Origin of the sequence: Pseudomonas protegens (genome assembly GCF_003732485.1) — a bacterium.
GTDB classification, from domain to species: Bacteria; Pseudomonadota; Gammaproteobacteria; order Pseudomonadales; family Pseudomonadaceae; genus Aquipseudomonas; species Aquipseudomonas protegens_B.
Genome location: NZ_MOAK01000043.1, coordinates 97,642 through 112,430, shown reverse-complemented (window position 1 = coordinate 112,430; position 14,789 = coordinate 97,642). Strand labels below are relative to the sequence as shown.

The window sequence follows — 14,789 nt, the reverse complement described above, 5'->3', positions numbered from 1 at the left end:
AGTGGCCCTTCGCCCGCCAAGACCCCGCAGCGCCCCAAGGCGGGCGTCCTTTCGTCTTAAAAAAGAATCATTTAATTTGGAAAATGTTTAATTCTTTGATTAATCCGGTTGTGCCTTATACAGTCTGGACCCAGGCTTGGATGAGCCCGATCCGCATAAACGAACGTGAAACTCAGGAAGCGTGCTGTCGTTCGTGGCGCGCAATACACAAGGAAGGGACACAGAATAATGGCAGCTGATACTGAACCACTCAGGACCCAGGCCGACCTGCTGCGACGTGGCTTGGCCGACCTGCGTACTGAAGACGCCGAACTGGCAAGCATCCTGGACGCGGAAGTCACGCGCCAACATCGCACACTGTCCTTGGTTTCATCTTCCTGTGCGGCCGGCCCCCGGACCTTGGCGGCATCGGCCTCGGCGTTGCTCAACGTCACCGTAGAGGGCACTCCAGGCCGGCGTCATCACGCCGGTTGCGAGAATGCCGACCGGGTCGAGTCCCTGGCGATCCGTCGGGCCCAGGAGCTGTTCGCTGCCCAATATGCCGGTGTGCAGTCGCACTCGGCTTCCAACGCCAATTACCAGGTGCTGACATCCCTGGCCGAGCCAGGGGATACGATCCTCGGCATGGCCCTCGATCATGGCGGGCACCTGACCCACAGTAGCGCTCTCGCCTTCACGGGGGCCAACTACAAGGCGATCCGCTACGGCACCACATCCCAGGGCGTCATTGACTACGACGAGGTGCGCAAACTGGCGCTAGCCCATCGCCCGCGCATCATCATCTGCGGTGCGACTGCCTATTCGCGGGTTCTGGATTTTCAGCGATTCCGTGCAATCGCCGATGAAGCCGGGGCTCTCCTGCTCGCGGACATTTCCCATATCGCCGGGTTGGTGGCCACGGGGCGGCATCCAAGCCCCATCGACGCGGCGCACGTCACTACGACCTGTACCCACAAGCAACTCGCGGGGCCGCGCGGTGGCCTGATTCTTTCGGGACGCGATGCCGACATCAAGGTGCCCGGCCTGAGGTCAACCTTGCGCGCCGTCCTCGACCAGGCCGTCTTCCCGGGGATGCAGGGAGCGCCGGCGGTCAACATGATTGCGGCCAAGGCGGCCGCGCTGGGCTATGCCATGTCTCCCCGGTTCGATGCCTGCATGGGCCGGGTTCGGAGCACGGCGGATGAAATGGCCGGTGCGTTCATGGCTCAGGACTATGAGGTTGTGGGCGGGGGGACAGAGAACCACACGATTCTGCTTCAGTTGCGTGGGGGTATCACCGGCTCCATCGCCGAGTCGGCATTGGAGGCGTGCGGCATCATCGTGAGCAAAAAGCGCGCACCGGGGGAAACCCGATCGTCCTTTGTCGGTGATGGGCTGTGCATCGGCGCCGGCTCCATCGCTCAACGTCACATCGATTCCCAAGGGTGTCGCCAAGTCGTCGATCTGGTTTGCCGGATCCTGGGCCAGGTGACGCCCCTCGGCGAGCACAAGTACAGCCTCGCGCCGGCGTTGCAGGAGATGTTCCGTCTAGAGGTGGAGGCTTTGTGCTTGAGGTATCCCATTACGGACTATCGGGATCGCTGAGGAGCAGACCAAGAAAAAGCCCCGACTTCACGCCGAAGTGCGGGGCTTTTTCTTGGCCGCTCAGGTTGGGCTGGCACCTTCGCGAGCAAGCTCGCTCCTACTGCGGGTTACAGCTGTTGTTGCGCGCTGTAGCCGGCGAATGCAGTCTGCTGCTGGATCGCGGTGACGATGTTCTTGCGGGTCGCTTGCTGTTCGTTGCCGTTGCTGTCGAGGAAGGTCTCGCTTTCCAGCTCCGCCTCGTCGCCTTCGCCAACAAAGCTGAAGCCGAGAAACTCAAAGGCCTCACGGTCGACGTTGGCCTTGGACCGTGGGCGCATCGGCAGGGTGACGCTGATGCCGTCCTTGCTGATGGCGAACACTTCCATTTCCTTCTTCGGCCGCGCCTTGCTCTTGCCGCCGCTGGGGTTGCTGATGGCCTGGTGGGTCTGGTTCAGCACCTTCAGGGCCAGGCCGTAGACCAGCTCCTGGAAGTCCGGGTCGTCCTTGTAGCTGGAGAGGATCCGGCTGATGGGGAATTTCTTGCTCAGGTCTTCCAGGGCTGCCAAGTCGGCGGCCTCGGCGTCTTTGAGTTGCTTGAGCTGGCCCATGAGTTCATAGGCGGTGTCGTCGTCAAAGCGGTCGTGGGCCTGGCGAATCGCAGCACGCAGTTCGCGAATCTGGTCACTTTCTTTCGAGCTGTGGAAGGCGTCGAGCACCATCTCGCTGATGGTCTTGGCCTGGGACACGTGCTGGGAAAGATGAATGGCGTTTTCGTATTCGGCCTTGTTGGACAGGGCGATCACGGATTCTTCGGTGTTGGAATCAGGCATTGAACATCCACTACTTGGTTTAACAGGTTTGAGGCGCGAAAAGCCCAGGGGGATTTTTCGGGGGCGCCTAATCTATTGGACCCGGGCCCTATTGTCACGGACCAAGCGACGGCCCGGCAGCCGGGCCTCTTCAGACCGGCCGCTTCGCCATAGATTCCCTGTCGTTCAAAGCACTTGTGTATCGCTGACCCCGGCCTCCAGTTCCTGACGCAGATCGCTGCCTCGGCGAGCGATGAACACCAACTGCGCAGCATGCTCGGTGGGTTGATCGGTCGCCAGGGTGAACTGGCTGCGGTTGCCCACATGCTGCAACCAATAGGGTTGCTCGTTGCCTTCCAGGCGCACCAGGCCCTTGAGGCGCAGCAGGTCGGCAGGCAAGCGCGCCAGCCAGTCCCGCAGAGCCTTGGGTTGCAACGGCCGCGAGCTTTTCCAGACCCAACTTTCGAACAACTGGTCGTGGGCCTGGGGCAGGGCCTTGAACAGCACTTCGGTGGAGCGCACCGGCGGCGTCAGCAGCAGCTCGGGGGGCAGTTCGGCCTGCACCGTGTCGAACACCGGAGCGCGGCCGCCGAGGCTGGCGCGAATGCTCTGCAACTGCTGCGGCGTCACCAGGTCGGCCTTGTTCAGCAGCACCCAGTCGGCGCAGGCCACCTGAGCCCGGGACAGGCGGGCCATTTCCCCTTCCAGGTCCTGGTAGCCGCTGGCGTCCACCAGGGTGATCACCGCGTCCAGGTGCAGGCGGTTGCGCAGTTGCGGGTAGCCGATGGTCTGCACGATGCGCTGCGGGTCGGAGACGCCACTGCACTCGATGACGATCCGCTCCAGGGCCGGGCGCAGCTTGGACAGGCTCACCAGTTGCGCCAGCAGGTCCTCCTGCACGGTGCAGCAGATGCAGCCGTTCTGCAGGCTGTACACCGCGTCGGTGACCTCGGCAATGATCGCCGCATCGATATTCAGCTCGCCGAAATCATTGACGATCACCGCCAGCCGGCCGCTGTCGGCACGTTGCACCATGCGGTTGAGCAGGGTGGTCTTGCCGGCGCCGAGAAAGCCTGCAACCACGGTTACCGGGATGCTCGGGGTGCTGTTCATTATTCCTTGCCCTCGATCACCGGTGGCAGGCCTTCCCACACCGCTTGCAGCGGGGTGTCGCTGAAGGTGCCCTGGCGGTCGTAGACCAGTTGCCCCTCGACGAAGGTCAGTTGCACCTGGGTGTGGTGGATGTAGTTGCGTGCGCCCTGGGCGAACAGGTCGCGGTCGAGGACGATCAGGTCCGCCGACTTGCCGGCCTCCAGGCTGCCGGTCAGGTGTTCCAGGCCCATGGCATGGGCGCCGTTGAGGGTCGCCACTTGCAGGGCCTGTTCCAGGCTGATGGGGTCACCGAAGGTGTCGGGTTCCTGGTTCCACGGGTTCTGCCGGGTGACCATGGTTTCCAGGGCCAGCCATGGATCGATGGACGCCACCGGCCAGTCGGTGCCGAACACCGCGATGCCACCAGCTGCCAGCACGCCCTTGAAGTCATAGATGCGCTTGAGGCGTTCCTGGCCGTAGCCGGAGCGTGCGCCGCTGGCGAACGGAGTCGGGTACCAGGCTGCCGGAGAGAACTCGGCGATCACGTCCAGGGCCTGGAAACGCTTGAGGTTGCCCGGGTGCAGCAGGGTGCTGTGGGCGCATTGGTGACGGATGCCGCTGTTGCCGTTGCGCCGCCGGGCCTCGGCCACGGCATCGAGGAACACGTCGGAGGCGCCGTCGCCGGTGCAGTGGGCGATCACCCGCAGGCCGCGCTTGTCCATGTCCACCACCATGTCGGTGATGTGTTCCGGGGTCAGGTTGAGCTTGCCGCGCCAGCTCGACTCTTCCGGCCAGGGGGTCAGCAGGTAGGAAGACTTGGGCTCCACGGTGCCATCGAAGTGGAACTTCACCGCGTTGGCACTCAGGCGCGCGCTGCGATAGAAATGCCGCTCGCCACTGAGCAGTTCCCAGCGCCGGCGCACCGGGAAGATGTCGTCCTGCCAGCTGATGGCGGCTTCCACCCGCAGGGTCAGCTCGCCGGCATCGTCCAGTTCCTTGAGGGCCTGCAGGCGGTTTTCGCAGACGTGCACGTACTTGGTGGCGGTGACCCCGCGAGAGGTCTGGAAGTGCACGCCATCGCGATAGGCACGGCGCAGCACCGACACCGGAGTCGGCGGCATGGCGGCGTGGATCAGGGCGTAGGCACCGTCGATCAACAAGCCGTTGGGTTCGCCGGTCAGCTCGTCGCGCTCCAGGTAGCCGTTGCGCGGGTCGCTGGTGTGGCGGTCGATGCCGGCCAGTTCCAGGGCCTTGGAGTTGACCATCATGGTCCCCCACATGCGGTCCAGCAGGGCCACCGGGCGGTCCGGCATGACGCTGTCGAGCCATTCGCGGCCCGGGGTCAGCCCGGCCTCGCGGAAGGTGTAGCGCACCCAGTACTGGCCGTAGATCCAGCCGTCGCCGGGATGGCTGTCGGCATAGGCGTGGATCGCTGCTGCCAGTTGCTCCGGGGTCGGGTCTTCGATGCCCACGTCCAGGTCGTCGGCGTAGCGCGGGGCCAGGGCCAGGTCCGGGTGGGTGTGCATGTCGTGCAGGCCGGGCATGCAGAAGGCCCCGTCCAGATCGTGCTGGCGGGTGTTGGGGCCGATCAGCGAAGCCAGGGAGGCGAGGCTGCCCACCGCGATCAGCTTGCCCTGGCGGATGGCCACGGCGTCGGCCCAGGGCTGGGCCGGATCGAGGGTGTACATCCGGCCGTTGTGCAGCACCAGTTCGGCGTATTGATCGACGGCACTATGGGTGGAGTTGAATTGGTCGGAAGCGGTCACGGGGGTCAACCTCTCAAGCAGGGGGCCCTTCAAAGGTGGGCGGAAAAATGGGCGACAGGCACAGTTGCAAAGGTGTTGTTATGGGCATTGCTGTGGTGAGGGAGCAAGCTCGCGCTGGGTGGCGTAGCCACCCCAAAGGCCGCGACCGCTTCGCAGTCGAGCGGGAGCAAGCTCCCTCGCCACCATCGGACTGTTGTTCAGCGTTGTGCACCCAGGGTTTCGACAAAGCCGGCAATGCGCTGGCAGGCGTCCTTGAGCACGTCGTCGGCGACGGTGAAGGAGATCCGCACGAAGCCCTCGGCACTGGCGCCAAAGGCTTGGGCGTCGAGCACCGAAACCCCGGTGGCGCGGAACAGCTGCCAGGCGAAATCCATGCTCGACAGCCCGGTGCGGCGCACGTCCACCAGCATGAACATCCCGGCTTCCGGCTCGCGGCAATCGAGCAACTGCACCGGCTTGAGGCCGGCCACCACCAGATCGCGGCGCCGGCGATAGACCTCGCGGGCACTGCCGATCACTTCTTCATCCAGCTCCAGGGCCTTGAGCGCGGCTTCCTGGATAAACCCCGGCAGGCCGTAGAGCATGCACAGCAGCAGGTTGTCCAGGTGCCCGACCAGTGCCGGCGGGGCGATCACCCAGCCCACGCGCCAGCCGGTCATGGCGTGGGTTTTCGACAGGCTGTTGAGAATTACCGTGCGCTCGGCCATGCCCGGCATTGAGGCGATGCTCAGGTGTTCGCGGTCGTAGGTCAGTTGCCCGTAGACCTCATCGGAGATCACCCACAGGTCATGCTTGCGTGCCACCTCGGCCACGGCTTCCAGCTCCTCGCGGCTGTAGACGTTGCCGGTGGGGTTGCAGGGCGTAGCCAGGGCGATGCCGCGGGTCTTGTCGGTGAGCGCCGCTTCCAGGGCCGCCGCGGTCAGGCGAAAGCCGTTGGCCGCCGGTTGCCGGACGCAGGCGATCTTGGCCCCCGAGGCGTGGATGCAGGCCTCGTAGGTCAGGTACATGGGTTCGGGCACCAGCACTTCGTCGCCACTGCTGAACAGGCACAGCGAAGTGGCGAACAGGCCGTTCTGGGCCCCCGCCACCAGGGCCACGTTGTCGGCGCTCACATCAATGCCCAGCAGGCGCCGCTGTTTGGCGGCGATGGCCTCGCGCAGGGCCGGGCGGCCGAGGACGTGGGTGTAGTGGGTGTCGCCCTGCTCCAGAGCGGCGCTGGCGGCGGCGCTGATGCGCTCGTCGGTGGCGAAGTCCGGGTCCCCGACGCTGAGGACGATCACGTCCTCGCCACGACCCCGGGCCTCGATGGCCGCGTAGTGGATGTCCCAGGCGCTGACGGATTCGCCGCTGATGCGCTGAACGAAAGGTGAGTAACGCATGTTGTTCTCCTCACGGGCCTCGCTGCCCGCGCAATGAAAGGGTTCAGGCCTGACGCTGGGGGACCTTGCCCAGGCGTGCGCACAGATGTTCGATGACAAAGGCCAGGATGATGTAGATCACTGCCACGGCCAGCAGCGGCTCGTAGACCTTCAGGGTCTGGGCGCGCACCAGGTTGGCCGCGCCGAGCAAATCAGTGACCGCCACGGTGGATGCCAGCGCAGTGGCCTTGAGCAGCAGTACGCATTCCCCCACCAGGGTCGGGCGCACCAGTTCCAGGGCCCGGGGCAGCCACACCCGGCGCAGGGTCAGCCAGTGGCCCATGCCATAGGCACGGGCAGCCTCCAGCTCGCCACGGGGCACGGCCCGCAGGCCGCCGCGCAGCACTTCGCCGACATAGGCGCCGACGCTCAGGGTCAGGGCCAGTGCCACATACCAGAAGCCTTCGCGCAGGTAGGGCCAGAGAAAGCTGCCGCGAATCGGCGGGTAGGCGGCGAACAGGCTGCCGACGCCGTAGTAGAGGATGTAGATCTGCACCAGCAACGGCGTACCGCGGAACACGCTGATATAGAACTGCATGGGCGCGCGGATCAGCGAATTGCGCGACACCCGTCCCAGGCCCACGACCACGGCCAGGGCAAAGCCGCAGGCACCGCTCAGGGCCAGCAGCTTGAGGGTGATGCCCAGGCCGCGAACCAGTTCGGCGGAAAAACTGTTGATCCAGGAAAAGTCCATCCAAGCCTCCTAGTGCTGGGGCAGCCAGCGATTGGTGCGACGTTCGAGCACACGAAACAGGCTGCCGGACACCAGGGTGATGACGAAGTAGAAAGCCGCGACCGCCAGGTAGAACACCAGGTAATGCTTGGTGGAACCGGCCGCCTGCTTGCCTACAGAAAGCAGTTCGCTGTAGCCGACGATGCTGATCAGCGCACTGTCCTTGACCAGTACCAGCCACAGGTTCGACAGCCCGGCCATGGCGTAGGGCAGCATGCTCGGCAGCAGGATGCGCCGCACCAGCAGCCAGCGCTCGATGCCATAGGCCCGCGCCGCTTCGATCTGGCCGTAGGGAATGGCCTGGATCGCGCCACGGATGATCTCCGCCGAATAGGCGCCCTGGACGATGCCCAGCACCAGTACCGCAGCGATAAAACCGTTGACCGTGACACTTGGGCGGTCCATGGCGGCCATGGCCATGTTCAGCAGGTCGGTACCGGCGTAGTAGAGGAGCAGGATCAACAGCAGCTCGGGCATGGCCCGGTACAGGGTGGTGTAGACGTTGGCCAGCTTCACCAGCCAGCGCGGCCCCTTGAGCTTGATCATCGCCACCAGCAGGCCGATGCCCAGGCCGAGGACGAAGGCCCCGGCGGAGATCTGCAGGGACACCAGTGCACCCTGGGCCAGGGCGCCGAGCCAGCCGTCGGCGACGAACAGTTGGGAAAGGTCGGACAGAGAAATCATGACGTATCCAGTCAACGCCGGCGTCCCGCCGCAGCGGGCTCGCCGGACGGCTTAGTTGGCAGAAATGTCGACGCTGAAGTAGCGGCTGCGGATCTTGTCGTAGGTGCCGTCAGCCTTGAGCGAAGCCAGGGCGGTGTTGATCCGCTGCTGCAGGGCGCTGTCGCCCTTGCGCAGGCCGACGCCGATGCCGGAACCGAACAGCGGGTCCTTCGGCGCCAGCCCCTTGTCCACCAGGCCGGCACCGGCCGCGGTCTTGAGGATCGGTTCGATGGTCAGGGCGTCCGCCAGCATCACGTCGATACGCCCGCTCTGCAGGTCGGCGATCATGTCGTCCTGGGTGGTGTAGTAGCGCAGGGTCGAGGTCTTGCCGTAGTAGGTCTTGGCGAAGGTGGCGTTGGACGTGGAGCCCTGCACGCCGATCAGCTTGCCCTTGAGGCCTTCGGGGGTGGTCGCAAGCTCCAGGCTCTGGTCGGCGACCCACATGGCCGGGGTCTGGTAGTAGGGCGCAGAGAAATCGATGACCTTCTGCCGCTCATCGGTGATGCTCAGGGAATTGAGGATGGCATCGATCTGGCTCGATTGCAGGGCCGGAATCAGCCCGTCCCAGGCCACTTCCTTGAGCGGGCACTGGGCCTGCATGCGTTCGCACAGAGCCTTGATCAGGTCCGGTTCGAAGCCGCTCCAGTTACCGTTGCCGCTTTTCATCGAGAACGGCGGGTAGGGTTCCAGGGCGATGCCGAAGACGATCTTGTCGGCGGCCACGGCGTGGCTGGCCAGTGCACTGAACAGGCAACCGGTGGCAAGCACCTTGAGCAGGTTTTTCATGGCTTTACCCTTTATCGAAGTTGTTGTTTTCAAGGATTGAAGCGGGACGTCAGACGCGGTTTTCCTGAGCCATGACGAATTGCCGGCAGCGTTCGCTGACCGGGTCGAGGAATACCTGTTGCGGCGGGCCTTCCTCTTCCACCAGCCCCTGGTGGAGGAACATCACCTTGCTCGACACATCTCGGGCAAAGGCCATCTCGTGGGTCACCAGGATCATGGTGCGGCCCTCCTCGGCGATTCCCTGGATGACCTTGAGCACTTCGCCCACCAGTTCCGGGTCCAGGGCCGAGGTCGGTTCGTCCATCAACAGCACCTGGGGACGCATGGCCAGGGCCCGGGCGATGGCCACCCGTTGCTGCTGGCCGCCGGAAAGAAAGGAGGGGAAAGTATCGCGCTTGTTGGCCAGGCCGACCTTTTCCAGCAGGTGCTCGGCGTGGGCGATGGCGTCCTTGCGGTCTTCACCGAGGACATACACTGGCGCTTCGATGACGTTTTCCAGCACGGTGCGATGGGGCCACAGGTTGAAACTCTGGAACACCATGCTCAGTTGAGTGCGCAGGCGTGCGACCTGGGCCGGGTCGGCGACCTGGGGATTACCGGCGCGATCGGTCTTGATGCGCACCTCTTCGCCATTGATGCGCAAGCTGCCGCTGCAGGGAATCTCCAGCAGATTGATGCAGCGCAGCAGGGTGCTTTTGCCCGAGCCGCTGGAACCGATCAGCGAGACCACTTCACCTTCATTGGCGCGCAGGGCAATGCCCTTGAGCACGTGGTGATCGGCGTAGCTCTTGTGCAAGTCATCGATCGCCACCACGGGATTGACGGAATTGGGCTGCGATTGCAAGGGTCGACCCTCTTGTTATTGTGCGATGGCCGGGCAGTACCCGGCACAGGGTAGGACTGGAGAATTAGCCATCGATGGCCTGGGGTCAATCGAGCATTTTTAGCCGGACCCGGTAATTTTTTTCAGCAATGGATGATTTTTTCGGCGACGGACAAGGCTATTGCCGGATCGCGTTTGCCGCTATGGTGCTGCCACTCGTTTTTTTTGCAGTCGAGGCCTGATCGGTATGCGTTATCCCTCCATGACCGCCCTGCGCGCGCTGGACGCGGTGGCCCGCCTGGGCAGTGTCGCCGAAGCCGCCAATGAGCTGAACCTGACCCCCAGCGCCATCAGTCACCAGATCAAGAGCCTGGAACAGACCCTGGGTTTTGCCCTGACCGAGCGCCTGGGCCGCAGCATTCGCATCACCTACCAGGGTGAGCGCTACGCTCGGGACATTCACCTGCTGCTGGCCAATATCCTCGAGGCCGGGCAGCGCTCCGATGGCCAGCAGGTCAGTGGCCGGCTATGCATCAGCAGTCCGCCGGGGTTCGCCACCTACTGGCTGTGCACCCATATCGCCGAGTTCCAGGCGCTGTATCCCCAGGTGGAACTGCAGTTGGTGTCACCCCGCACGCCAGGTGACACCAGCGACAGCGGTGTCGATCTGTTTGTCGCCTACGGCATGGGCGACTGGCCCAACCAGCATGTACAGAAGATCGTCTCCCTGCGTTATTTCCCGGTGTGCAGCCCAAGCCTGGTGAATGCCATGGGCGGCCTGAAAACCCTCGACGGTCTCGACCACGCCTTGCTCCTGCACATGATCGACTACTCCGACTGGCGGGTCTGGTTGGCTGCGGCCGGGGCGCCGAATGTCGATGTACGCCGGGGCATCATCTTCGCCGACGCGCACTTCGTGCAGTCGGCCTGCATCGCCGGCCAGGGCATCGCCATGGGCGACAACCTGATCAGTGGCGAGGCCCTGGCCCGGGGGCAACTGGTGCAGCCCTTCGGCACCGAGATCGAATCCAATCGCGGCTACTACCTGGTGGCCGACCTGCTCAAGGCGGAGCGCCCGGTGGTACTGGCCTTCAGCGAATGGGTCAAATCCCAGCTGCAGGGCATCACCCGCTTGCACCCGGAACCGCGACGCAACGGCAAAGCGTGAATTTTATTGAGCAATCGCCGCGATTTTTTTCGATTGTTGCTCCTCGGGTGCAGCGACTAATGTCCCTCGACATCAGCCGGGCGCAGGGTGTCGTCCGGACGCATAAGAACAAGAGGAGTAGTCGATGACCACCTGTGCGCAGTCGCTGGTTCGTTTGCTGGAAGGTTATGGCGTGGACACGGTGTTCGGGATCCCCGGCGTGCACACTGTCGAGCTCTATCGCGGCCTGCACGGCAGTCGCCTGCGGCATGTCAGCCCGCGGCACGAACAGGGCGCCGGGTTCATGGCCGACGGCTACGCCCGGGCCAGTGGCAAACCCGGGGTGTGCTTCATCATCACCGGTCCCGGCATGACCAACATCCTCACCGCCATGGGCCAGGCCTACGCCGACTCGGTGCCGATGCTGGTGATCTCCACGGTCAACCGTCGCGAGCACCTGCGCCTGGGCCACGGCCACCTGCATGAACTGCCGGACCAGCGGGCGATGGTGGCCGGGGTCTGCGCCTTCAGTCACACCCTGCAATCGCCTGCGGAACTGCCGGAGCTCCTGGCCCGGGCCTTTGCCGTGTTCAAGTGCGCGCGACCACGACCGGTGCATATCGAGATTCCCCTGGACGTGCTGGACATGCCCGCCGCTGACCTCAACCTGATGCCCCGCAGCCTGCCCGGTGCTCCGGCCCCGGCCGGTGCCTCGATTGAGGCGGCCGCGACCTTGCTCAACAGCGCCCACCGGCCGTTGATCCTGGCCGGCGGCGGTGCCCGGGGTTGCGCCGAGGCGCTGCGTCAGCTGGCCGAACGCCTGCAAGCGCCGGTGGCGCTGACCACCAACGCCCGGGGTCTGTTGCCCTGCGCCCATCCGCTGTTGCTCGACGGTGTGCAGTCTTCGAGCCATGGCCGGGCGCTGATCGACGAAGCCGACGTGGTGCTCGCCGTGGGCACTGAACTGGGGGAAACCGACTACGACTTCTTCGGCCTCGGGCCCCTGCGTTTCAAGGGCTCGTTGATCCGTCTGGACATCGATCCGATGCAGGTCATGGGCGTGCAGCGGGCCCATGTCGGCCTGGTGGGCGACGCCCTGGAAGGCTTGCAAGCCTTGCTCGGCAAAGTGGCGCAACCCGGCTCTCGCGGCCGTTGGGCCGTGGACAGCGTACAGAGGGTCAACCAGGCCGAACGCACGGGCTGGACGCCCAAGCAACAGGGTCTGCAAGGCTTGCTCGACCTGCTGCGGGACACCCTGGGCTGCCCGATCCTGGTGGGGGATTCGACCCAGCCGGTGTACCAGGGCGCCAGCGGCTACCAGGCCCCGGCCCCGGCCAGCTGGTTCAACGCCGGCAGCGGTTACGGCACCTTGGGCTACGGCTTGCCGGCAGCCATGGGTGCCAAGCTGGCACGGCCCGAGCGTCCGGTGGTGGCGCTGGTGGGGGACGGCGGCTTGCAGTTCGCCAGCAGCGAGCTGATCGCCGCCCGCGAAGCGCAGATCGGCGTGATCCTGCTGGTGTGGAACAACCAGTGCTACGGCGAGATCCGCGACTACATGCAGGCCCGGGACATCGCGCCGCTGGGGGTGGACATCCTCACCCCGGACTTCCAGGCCATGGCCCAAAGCTTCCATGTAGCGCACCATCGCGCCGACAGCCCGGCGCAGTTGCAGGATCTGCTGCAGGGCCTCAGGGATATCCGCCAGCCGGTGATGATCGAAGTCGACGCCGGCGCCTATCTGGCCCTGGACTGATCCGCAGGCCTGTTTCGCGGACAGGCTCTCAAGAAATGGGTCTTCAAGGGACAGGCCTTCAAGGGATAAGGTGGGTTACATTGACGTCGCCCGCCAGGACGCACCTTGTCACTTGAGGATTCATGGATGAACTGCATTTTCTGTCAGATTGTCGCCGGCACCCTGCCGGCGGCCGTGGTTTACCGCGATGAACACTGCATGGCCTTCATGGACGTGCATCCACTGGGGGCGGGTCATGTCCTGCTGATTCCCCAGCCCCACGTGGAAAAGCTCGATCAATTGCCCGGCTTCGTCCGCCAGCACCTGTATCAGGTGTTCGATGGATTGGTGGCCGCGCAGCGGCGTGCCGGCTACGGCGTCGAAGGCACCCACTTGTTGATCAATGATGGTCGGGCCACCAACCAGCACATCCCCCATGCCCATCTGCACCTGATCCCCCGCAAGCGTGGCGATGCCCTGGGGTTTGCCGGGCGCCTGCTGCTGCACTTCACCGGGTTGTTTGGACGCCGCGCCAAGCTCGAGGTCCTGCAGCAGCAGGCGGCCAGCATCGCCGAACAGGTACGGGTGCCCTGGGTCAGCGAAACCCCGATGGGCGGCCGCTGATATGGATCGTCGTAGCGCCCTGGCGCTTGAATACGCGGAGCACCAATACCTGCGGGCCCGGGTCCAGGGCGTGGCGAGTCTGCCGGGAAACCCTTATCAGGCGCAGCTCTATGGTGATCAGGATTGTGGAGCCTTTGTCGTGGGCGGCAATCCCAGTCCGATGATGAACCGGGTGCACGGTGACAGGATGCAACAGGCCCGCAGTCTTGTCGGTCTGCTACGGGCCTGTGCGGCCGACGCCCCGGCAATCGCCTTGATCGCCGAGTCAGTCAAGGTGGCGTCCACGCTGGAGCTTGAGGGGCAGTGCTTGCAGCGCCTCAAGGGCTGGACTCACGGACAGCTGTTCGCCTCGGTGGACCAGTTGGTGGTGCCGCCTTCAGTGCTGGATATCGAGCCGGTGAGCGCCTCGACCCTGGAAGGCTTCTGCACTCTGCACCGTGAGGGCTTCAATACCCCTGCGGCCGCCCGGCCAGTCAACCAGGCCGCCTTTGGCGGCTTGCTCACCGATGGGCGTGGGCATTTGTACCTGCTGCGGGACCAGGGTGTTGCGGTGGCCGGTGCGGCGCTATTCATCGCCGACAACGGTGTGGCCTACCTGGGCACCGCTTTTACCACCAAGGTCGCTCGGGGCCAGGGGTATCACCGGGCCCTGATCGCCCATCGCTTGCAGCAGGCCGTCGCCCTAGGCGCCCACGGTGTGGCAGCCACCGCCCTGGTGAACTCGCAAAGCCGGCGCAACCTGGAACACTGCGGCTTGCGCCTGTCCCACCTGCAAACCCTGTATCGGGCCGCGCCATAGGGCTATGGCTGTGGCGTTGTCGGCACCGGGTCGAAACGGATCGAGTGCAGGATCGCTCCCAGGGTGGTGAAGTCCTGAAAGAACCCCACGCTGTCAGCCACCACCTGGCGCTGGCCGCTATCGAGCACCGCCATCAGGCAGGTGCCTCCAGCGGCGTGGAAGCCGGTTTCCTCATCGCTGATGCCACAGGTCTGATAGGCCTGCAGGCCTTTCCAGCCGGGGCCACTCATCTCCTGTACCGGGCTGGGCTCGTCCCTGCCGGCGCTGCGCATCCAGACGCCGTTTTCCTGATAGAAGAACAAGCCCTCGGCGGCCTGCTCCAGGCTGCCCTGCTGCTGGCACAGGTGGAGGGTGTACTCCTCGTTTGGGCGTTTTTTCGGGTGATCCAGGGTGAGGCAGTTCTGCGTCTGGCTGAGCTTCCAGCCTTTGGGATACTGCAGGCTGAAACCTTGGCCCTGAAAGCGTGGAGAGCCCTTGGGCAACTCGGGTTCTCCGGCGTCCTCCTGCAAGGGTTCATACAAGCTGGGGTCGCTGCGACAGGCGGATAGCGGGCGGGCCTTGGCCTTGTGCAATTGGTCGAGGCGATGAGTCTGTGGATCAGCGTTGGCGCTGACACAAGCACAGCCGTAGCCGTAGTGATTGTTGGTCCGCACCCATTGCTGATCGTTGAAGGTGGGCCACCCGCCCTCGGCCTGATAGCCGCCCTGGGTGGCGATTTCCCAGACGCCGTCGCGGTCGGTGAGGGTGGCATTGGCCGGGGTCGGGTTCTCGAAC

General features: G+C 64.6%; 15 protein-coding genes. 6 read left to right on the top strand and 9 right to left on the bottom strand.

Going from position 1 to position 14,789, the window contains the following annotated elements; all coding sequences use genetic code 11:
• Both BLX41_RS34010 and BLX41_RS09965 read left to right on the top strand, forming a co-directional pair.
• Positions 1-239: hypothetical protein (locus BLX41_RS34010; RefSeq protein ID WP_221179199.1), on the top strand; the 239-nt coding region annotated here is incomplete at its 5' end.
• Positions 229-1,584 carry a serine hydroxymethyltransferase gene (locus tag BLX41_RS09965; protein WP_123724743.1) on the top strand — a complete coding sequence of 452 codons (1,356 nt, stop codon included), beginning with the start codon at positions 229-231 and terminating at the stop codon, positions 1,582-1,584. The genes BLX41_RS34010 and BLX41_RS09965, both read left to right, overlap by 11 nt.
• Before the next feature lie 107 nt (positions 1,585-1,691).
• Here BLX41_RS09965 and BLX41_RS09960 read toward each other — a convergent pair whose 3' ends face one another.
• From BLX41_RS09960 to BLX41_RS09925, 8 genes are all read right to left on the bottom strand, one after another.
• Positions 1,692-2,393 (bottom strand): hypothetical protein, encoded by a 702-nt coding sequence (locus BLX41_RS09960; RefSeq protein WP_123724742.1) that lies wholly within the window; start codon positions 2,391-2,393, stop codon positions 1,692-1,694.
• Between the two features lie 165 nt (positions 2,394-2,558).
• Positions 2,559-3,485: a CobW family GTP-binding protein gene (locus BLX41_RS09955; RefSeq protein WP_123724741.1), complete on the bottom strand. Its 927-nt coding sequence runs from the start codon at positions 3,483-3,485 to the stop codon at positions 2,559-2,561.
• Positions 3,485-5,230 carry an amidohydrolase gene (locus BLX41_RS09950; protein WP_053159991.1) on the bottom strand — a complete coding sequence of 582 codons (1,746 nt, stop codon included), beginning with the start codon at positions 5,228-5,230 and terminating at the stop codon, positions 3,485-3,487. Before BLX41_RS09950 ends, BLX41_RS09955 begins: the two co-directional genes overlap by 1 nt.
• Positions 5,231-5,427: 197 nt before the next feature.
• Positions 5,428-6,609, bottom strand: coding sequence for a pyridoxal phosphate-dependent aminotransferase (locus BLX41_RS09945; protein ID WP_123724740.1), 1,182 nt, complete (start codon positions 6,607-6,609; stop codon positions 5,428-5,430).
• Between the two features lie 43 nt (positions 6,610-6,652).
• A complete protein-coding gene (locus tag BLX41_RS09940; RefSeq protein ID WP_123724739.1) occupies positions 6,653-7,342 on the bottom strand; it encodes an ABC transporter permease in 690 nt (229 codons plus the stop codon).
• 9 nt (positions 7,343-7,351) lie between these two features.
• The gene (locus tag BLX41_RS09935; protein ID WP_123724738.1) at positions 7,352-8,065 is read right to left on the bottom strand and encodes an ABC transporter permease; all 714 of its coding nucleotides are present in this window, start codon (positions 8,063-8,065) and stop codon (positions 7,352-7,354) included.
• A 51-nt stretch (positions 8,066-8,116) separates the two neighbouring features.
• The gene (locus BLX41_RS09930; protein WP_123724737.1) at positions 8,117-8,890 is read right to left on the bottom strand and encodes a transporter substrate-binding domain-containing protein; all 774 of its coding nucleotides are present in this window, start codon (positions 8,888-8,890) and stop codon (positions 8,117-8,119) included.
• Positions 8,891-8,939: 49 nt separating this feature from the next.
• Positions 8,940-9,734 (bottom strand): ABC transporter ATP-binding protein, encoded by a 795-nt coding sequence (locus BLX41_RS09925; RefSeq protein ID WP_123724736.1) that lies wholly within the window; start codon positions 9,732-9,734, stop codon positions 8,940-8,942.
• A 226-nt stretch (positions 9,735-9,960) separates the two neighbouring features.
• Between BLX41_RS09925 and BLX41_RS09920 the strand changes: the two genes are divergently transcribed.
• From BLX41_RS09920 to BLX41_RS09905, 4 genes are all read left to right on the top strand, one after another.
• Positions 9,961-10,881 (top strand): LysR substrate-binding domain-containing protein, encoded by a 921-nt coding sequence (locus BLX41_RS09920; RefSeq protein ID WP_185073481.1) that lies wholly within the window; start codon positions 9,961-9,963, stop codon positions 10,879-10,881.
• A gap of 124 nt (positions 10,882-11,005) precedes the next feature.
• Positions 11,006-12,613 (top strand): 5-guanidino-2-oxopentanoate decarboxylase, encoded by a 1,608-nt coding sequence (locus BLX41_RS09915; RefSeq protein WP_123724735.1) that lies wholly within the window; start codon positions 11,006-11,008, stop codon positions 12,611-12,613.
• Positions 12,614-12,739: 126 nt separating this feature from the next.
• The gene (locus BLX41_RS09910; RefSeq protein ID WP_123724734.1) at positions 12,740-13,216 is read left to right on the top strand and encodes an HIT family protein; all 477 of its coding nucleotides are present in this window, start codon (positions 12,740-12,742) and stop codon (positions 13,214-13,216) included.
• A gap of 1 nt (position 13,217) precedes the next feature.
• The gene (locus BLX41_RS09905) at positions 13,218-14,015 is read left to right on the top strand and encodes a GNAT family N-acetyltransferase (RefSeq protein ID WP_123724733.1); all 798 of its coding nucleotides are present in this window, start codon (positions 13,218-13,220) and stop codon (positions 14,013-14,015) included.
• Between the two features lie 2 nt (positions 14,016-14,017).
• Here the strand turns inward: BLX41_RS09905 and BLX41_RS09900 are convergent.
• The coding region (locus BLX41_RS09900; protein ID WP_259744637.1) for a DUF4087 domain-containing protein at positions 14,018-14,789 on the bottom strand (772 nt) is incomplete at its 5' end.

Excerpts from the sequence above, each read along its gene's own strand:
- BLX41_RS09965 (WP_123724743.1), top strand. The coding sequence starts at position 229 with ATGGCAGCTGATACTGAACCACTCAGGACCCAGGCCGACCTGCTGCGA.
- BLX41_RS09960 (WP_123724742.1), bottom strand. The coding sequence starts at position 2,393 with ATGCCTGATTCCAACACCGAAGAATCCGTGATCGCCCTGTCCAACAAG.
- BLX41_RS09955 (WP_123724741.1), bottom strand. The coding sequence starts at position 3,485 with ATGAACAGCACCCCGAGCATCCCGGTAACCGTGGTTGCAGGCTTTCTC.
- BLX41_RS09945 (WP_123724740.1), bottom strand. The coding sequence starts at position 6,609 with ATGCGTTACTCACCTTTCGTTCAGCGCATCAGCGGCGAATCCGTCAGC.
- BLX41_RS09940 (WP_123724739.1), bottom strand. The coding sequence starts at position 7,342 with ATGGACTTTTCCTGGATCAACAGTTTTTCCGCCGAACTGGTTCGCGGC.
- BLX41_RS09935 (WP_123724738.1), bottom strand. The coding sequence starts at position 8,065 with ATGATTTCTCTGTCCGACCTTTCCCAACTGTTCGTCGCCGACGGCTGG.
- BLX41_RS09930 (WP_123724737.1), bottom strand. The coding sequence starts at position 8,890 with ATGAAAAACCTGCTCAAGGTGCTTGCCACCGGTTGCCTGTTCAGTGCA.
- BLX41_RS09920 (WP_185073481.1), top strand. The coding sequence starts at position 9,961 with ATGCGTTATCCCTCCATGACCGCCCTGCGCGCGCTGGACGCGGTGGCC.
- BLX41_RS09915 (WP_123724735.1), top strand. The coding sequence starts at position 11,006 with ATGACCACCTGTGCGCAGTCGCTGGTTCGTTTGCTGGAAGGTTATGGC.
- BLX41_RS09910 (WP_123724734.1), top strand. The coding sequence starts at position 12,740 with ATGAACTGCATTTTCTGTCAGATTGTCGCCGGCACCCTGCCGGCGGCC.
- BLX41_RS09905 (WP_123724733.1), top strand. The coding sequence starts at position 13,218 with ATGGATCGTCGTAGCGCCCTGGCGCTTGAATACGCGGAGCACCAATAC.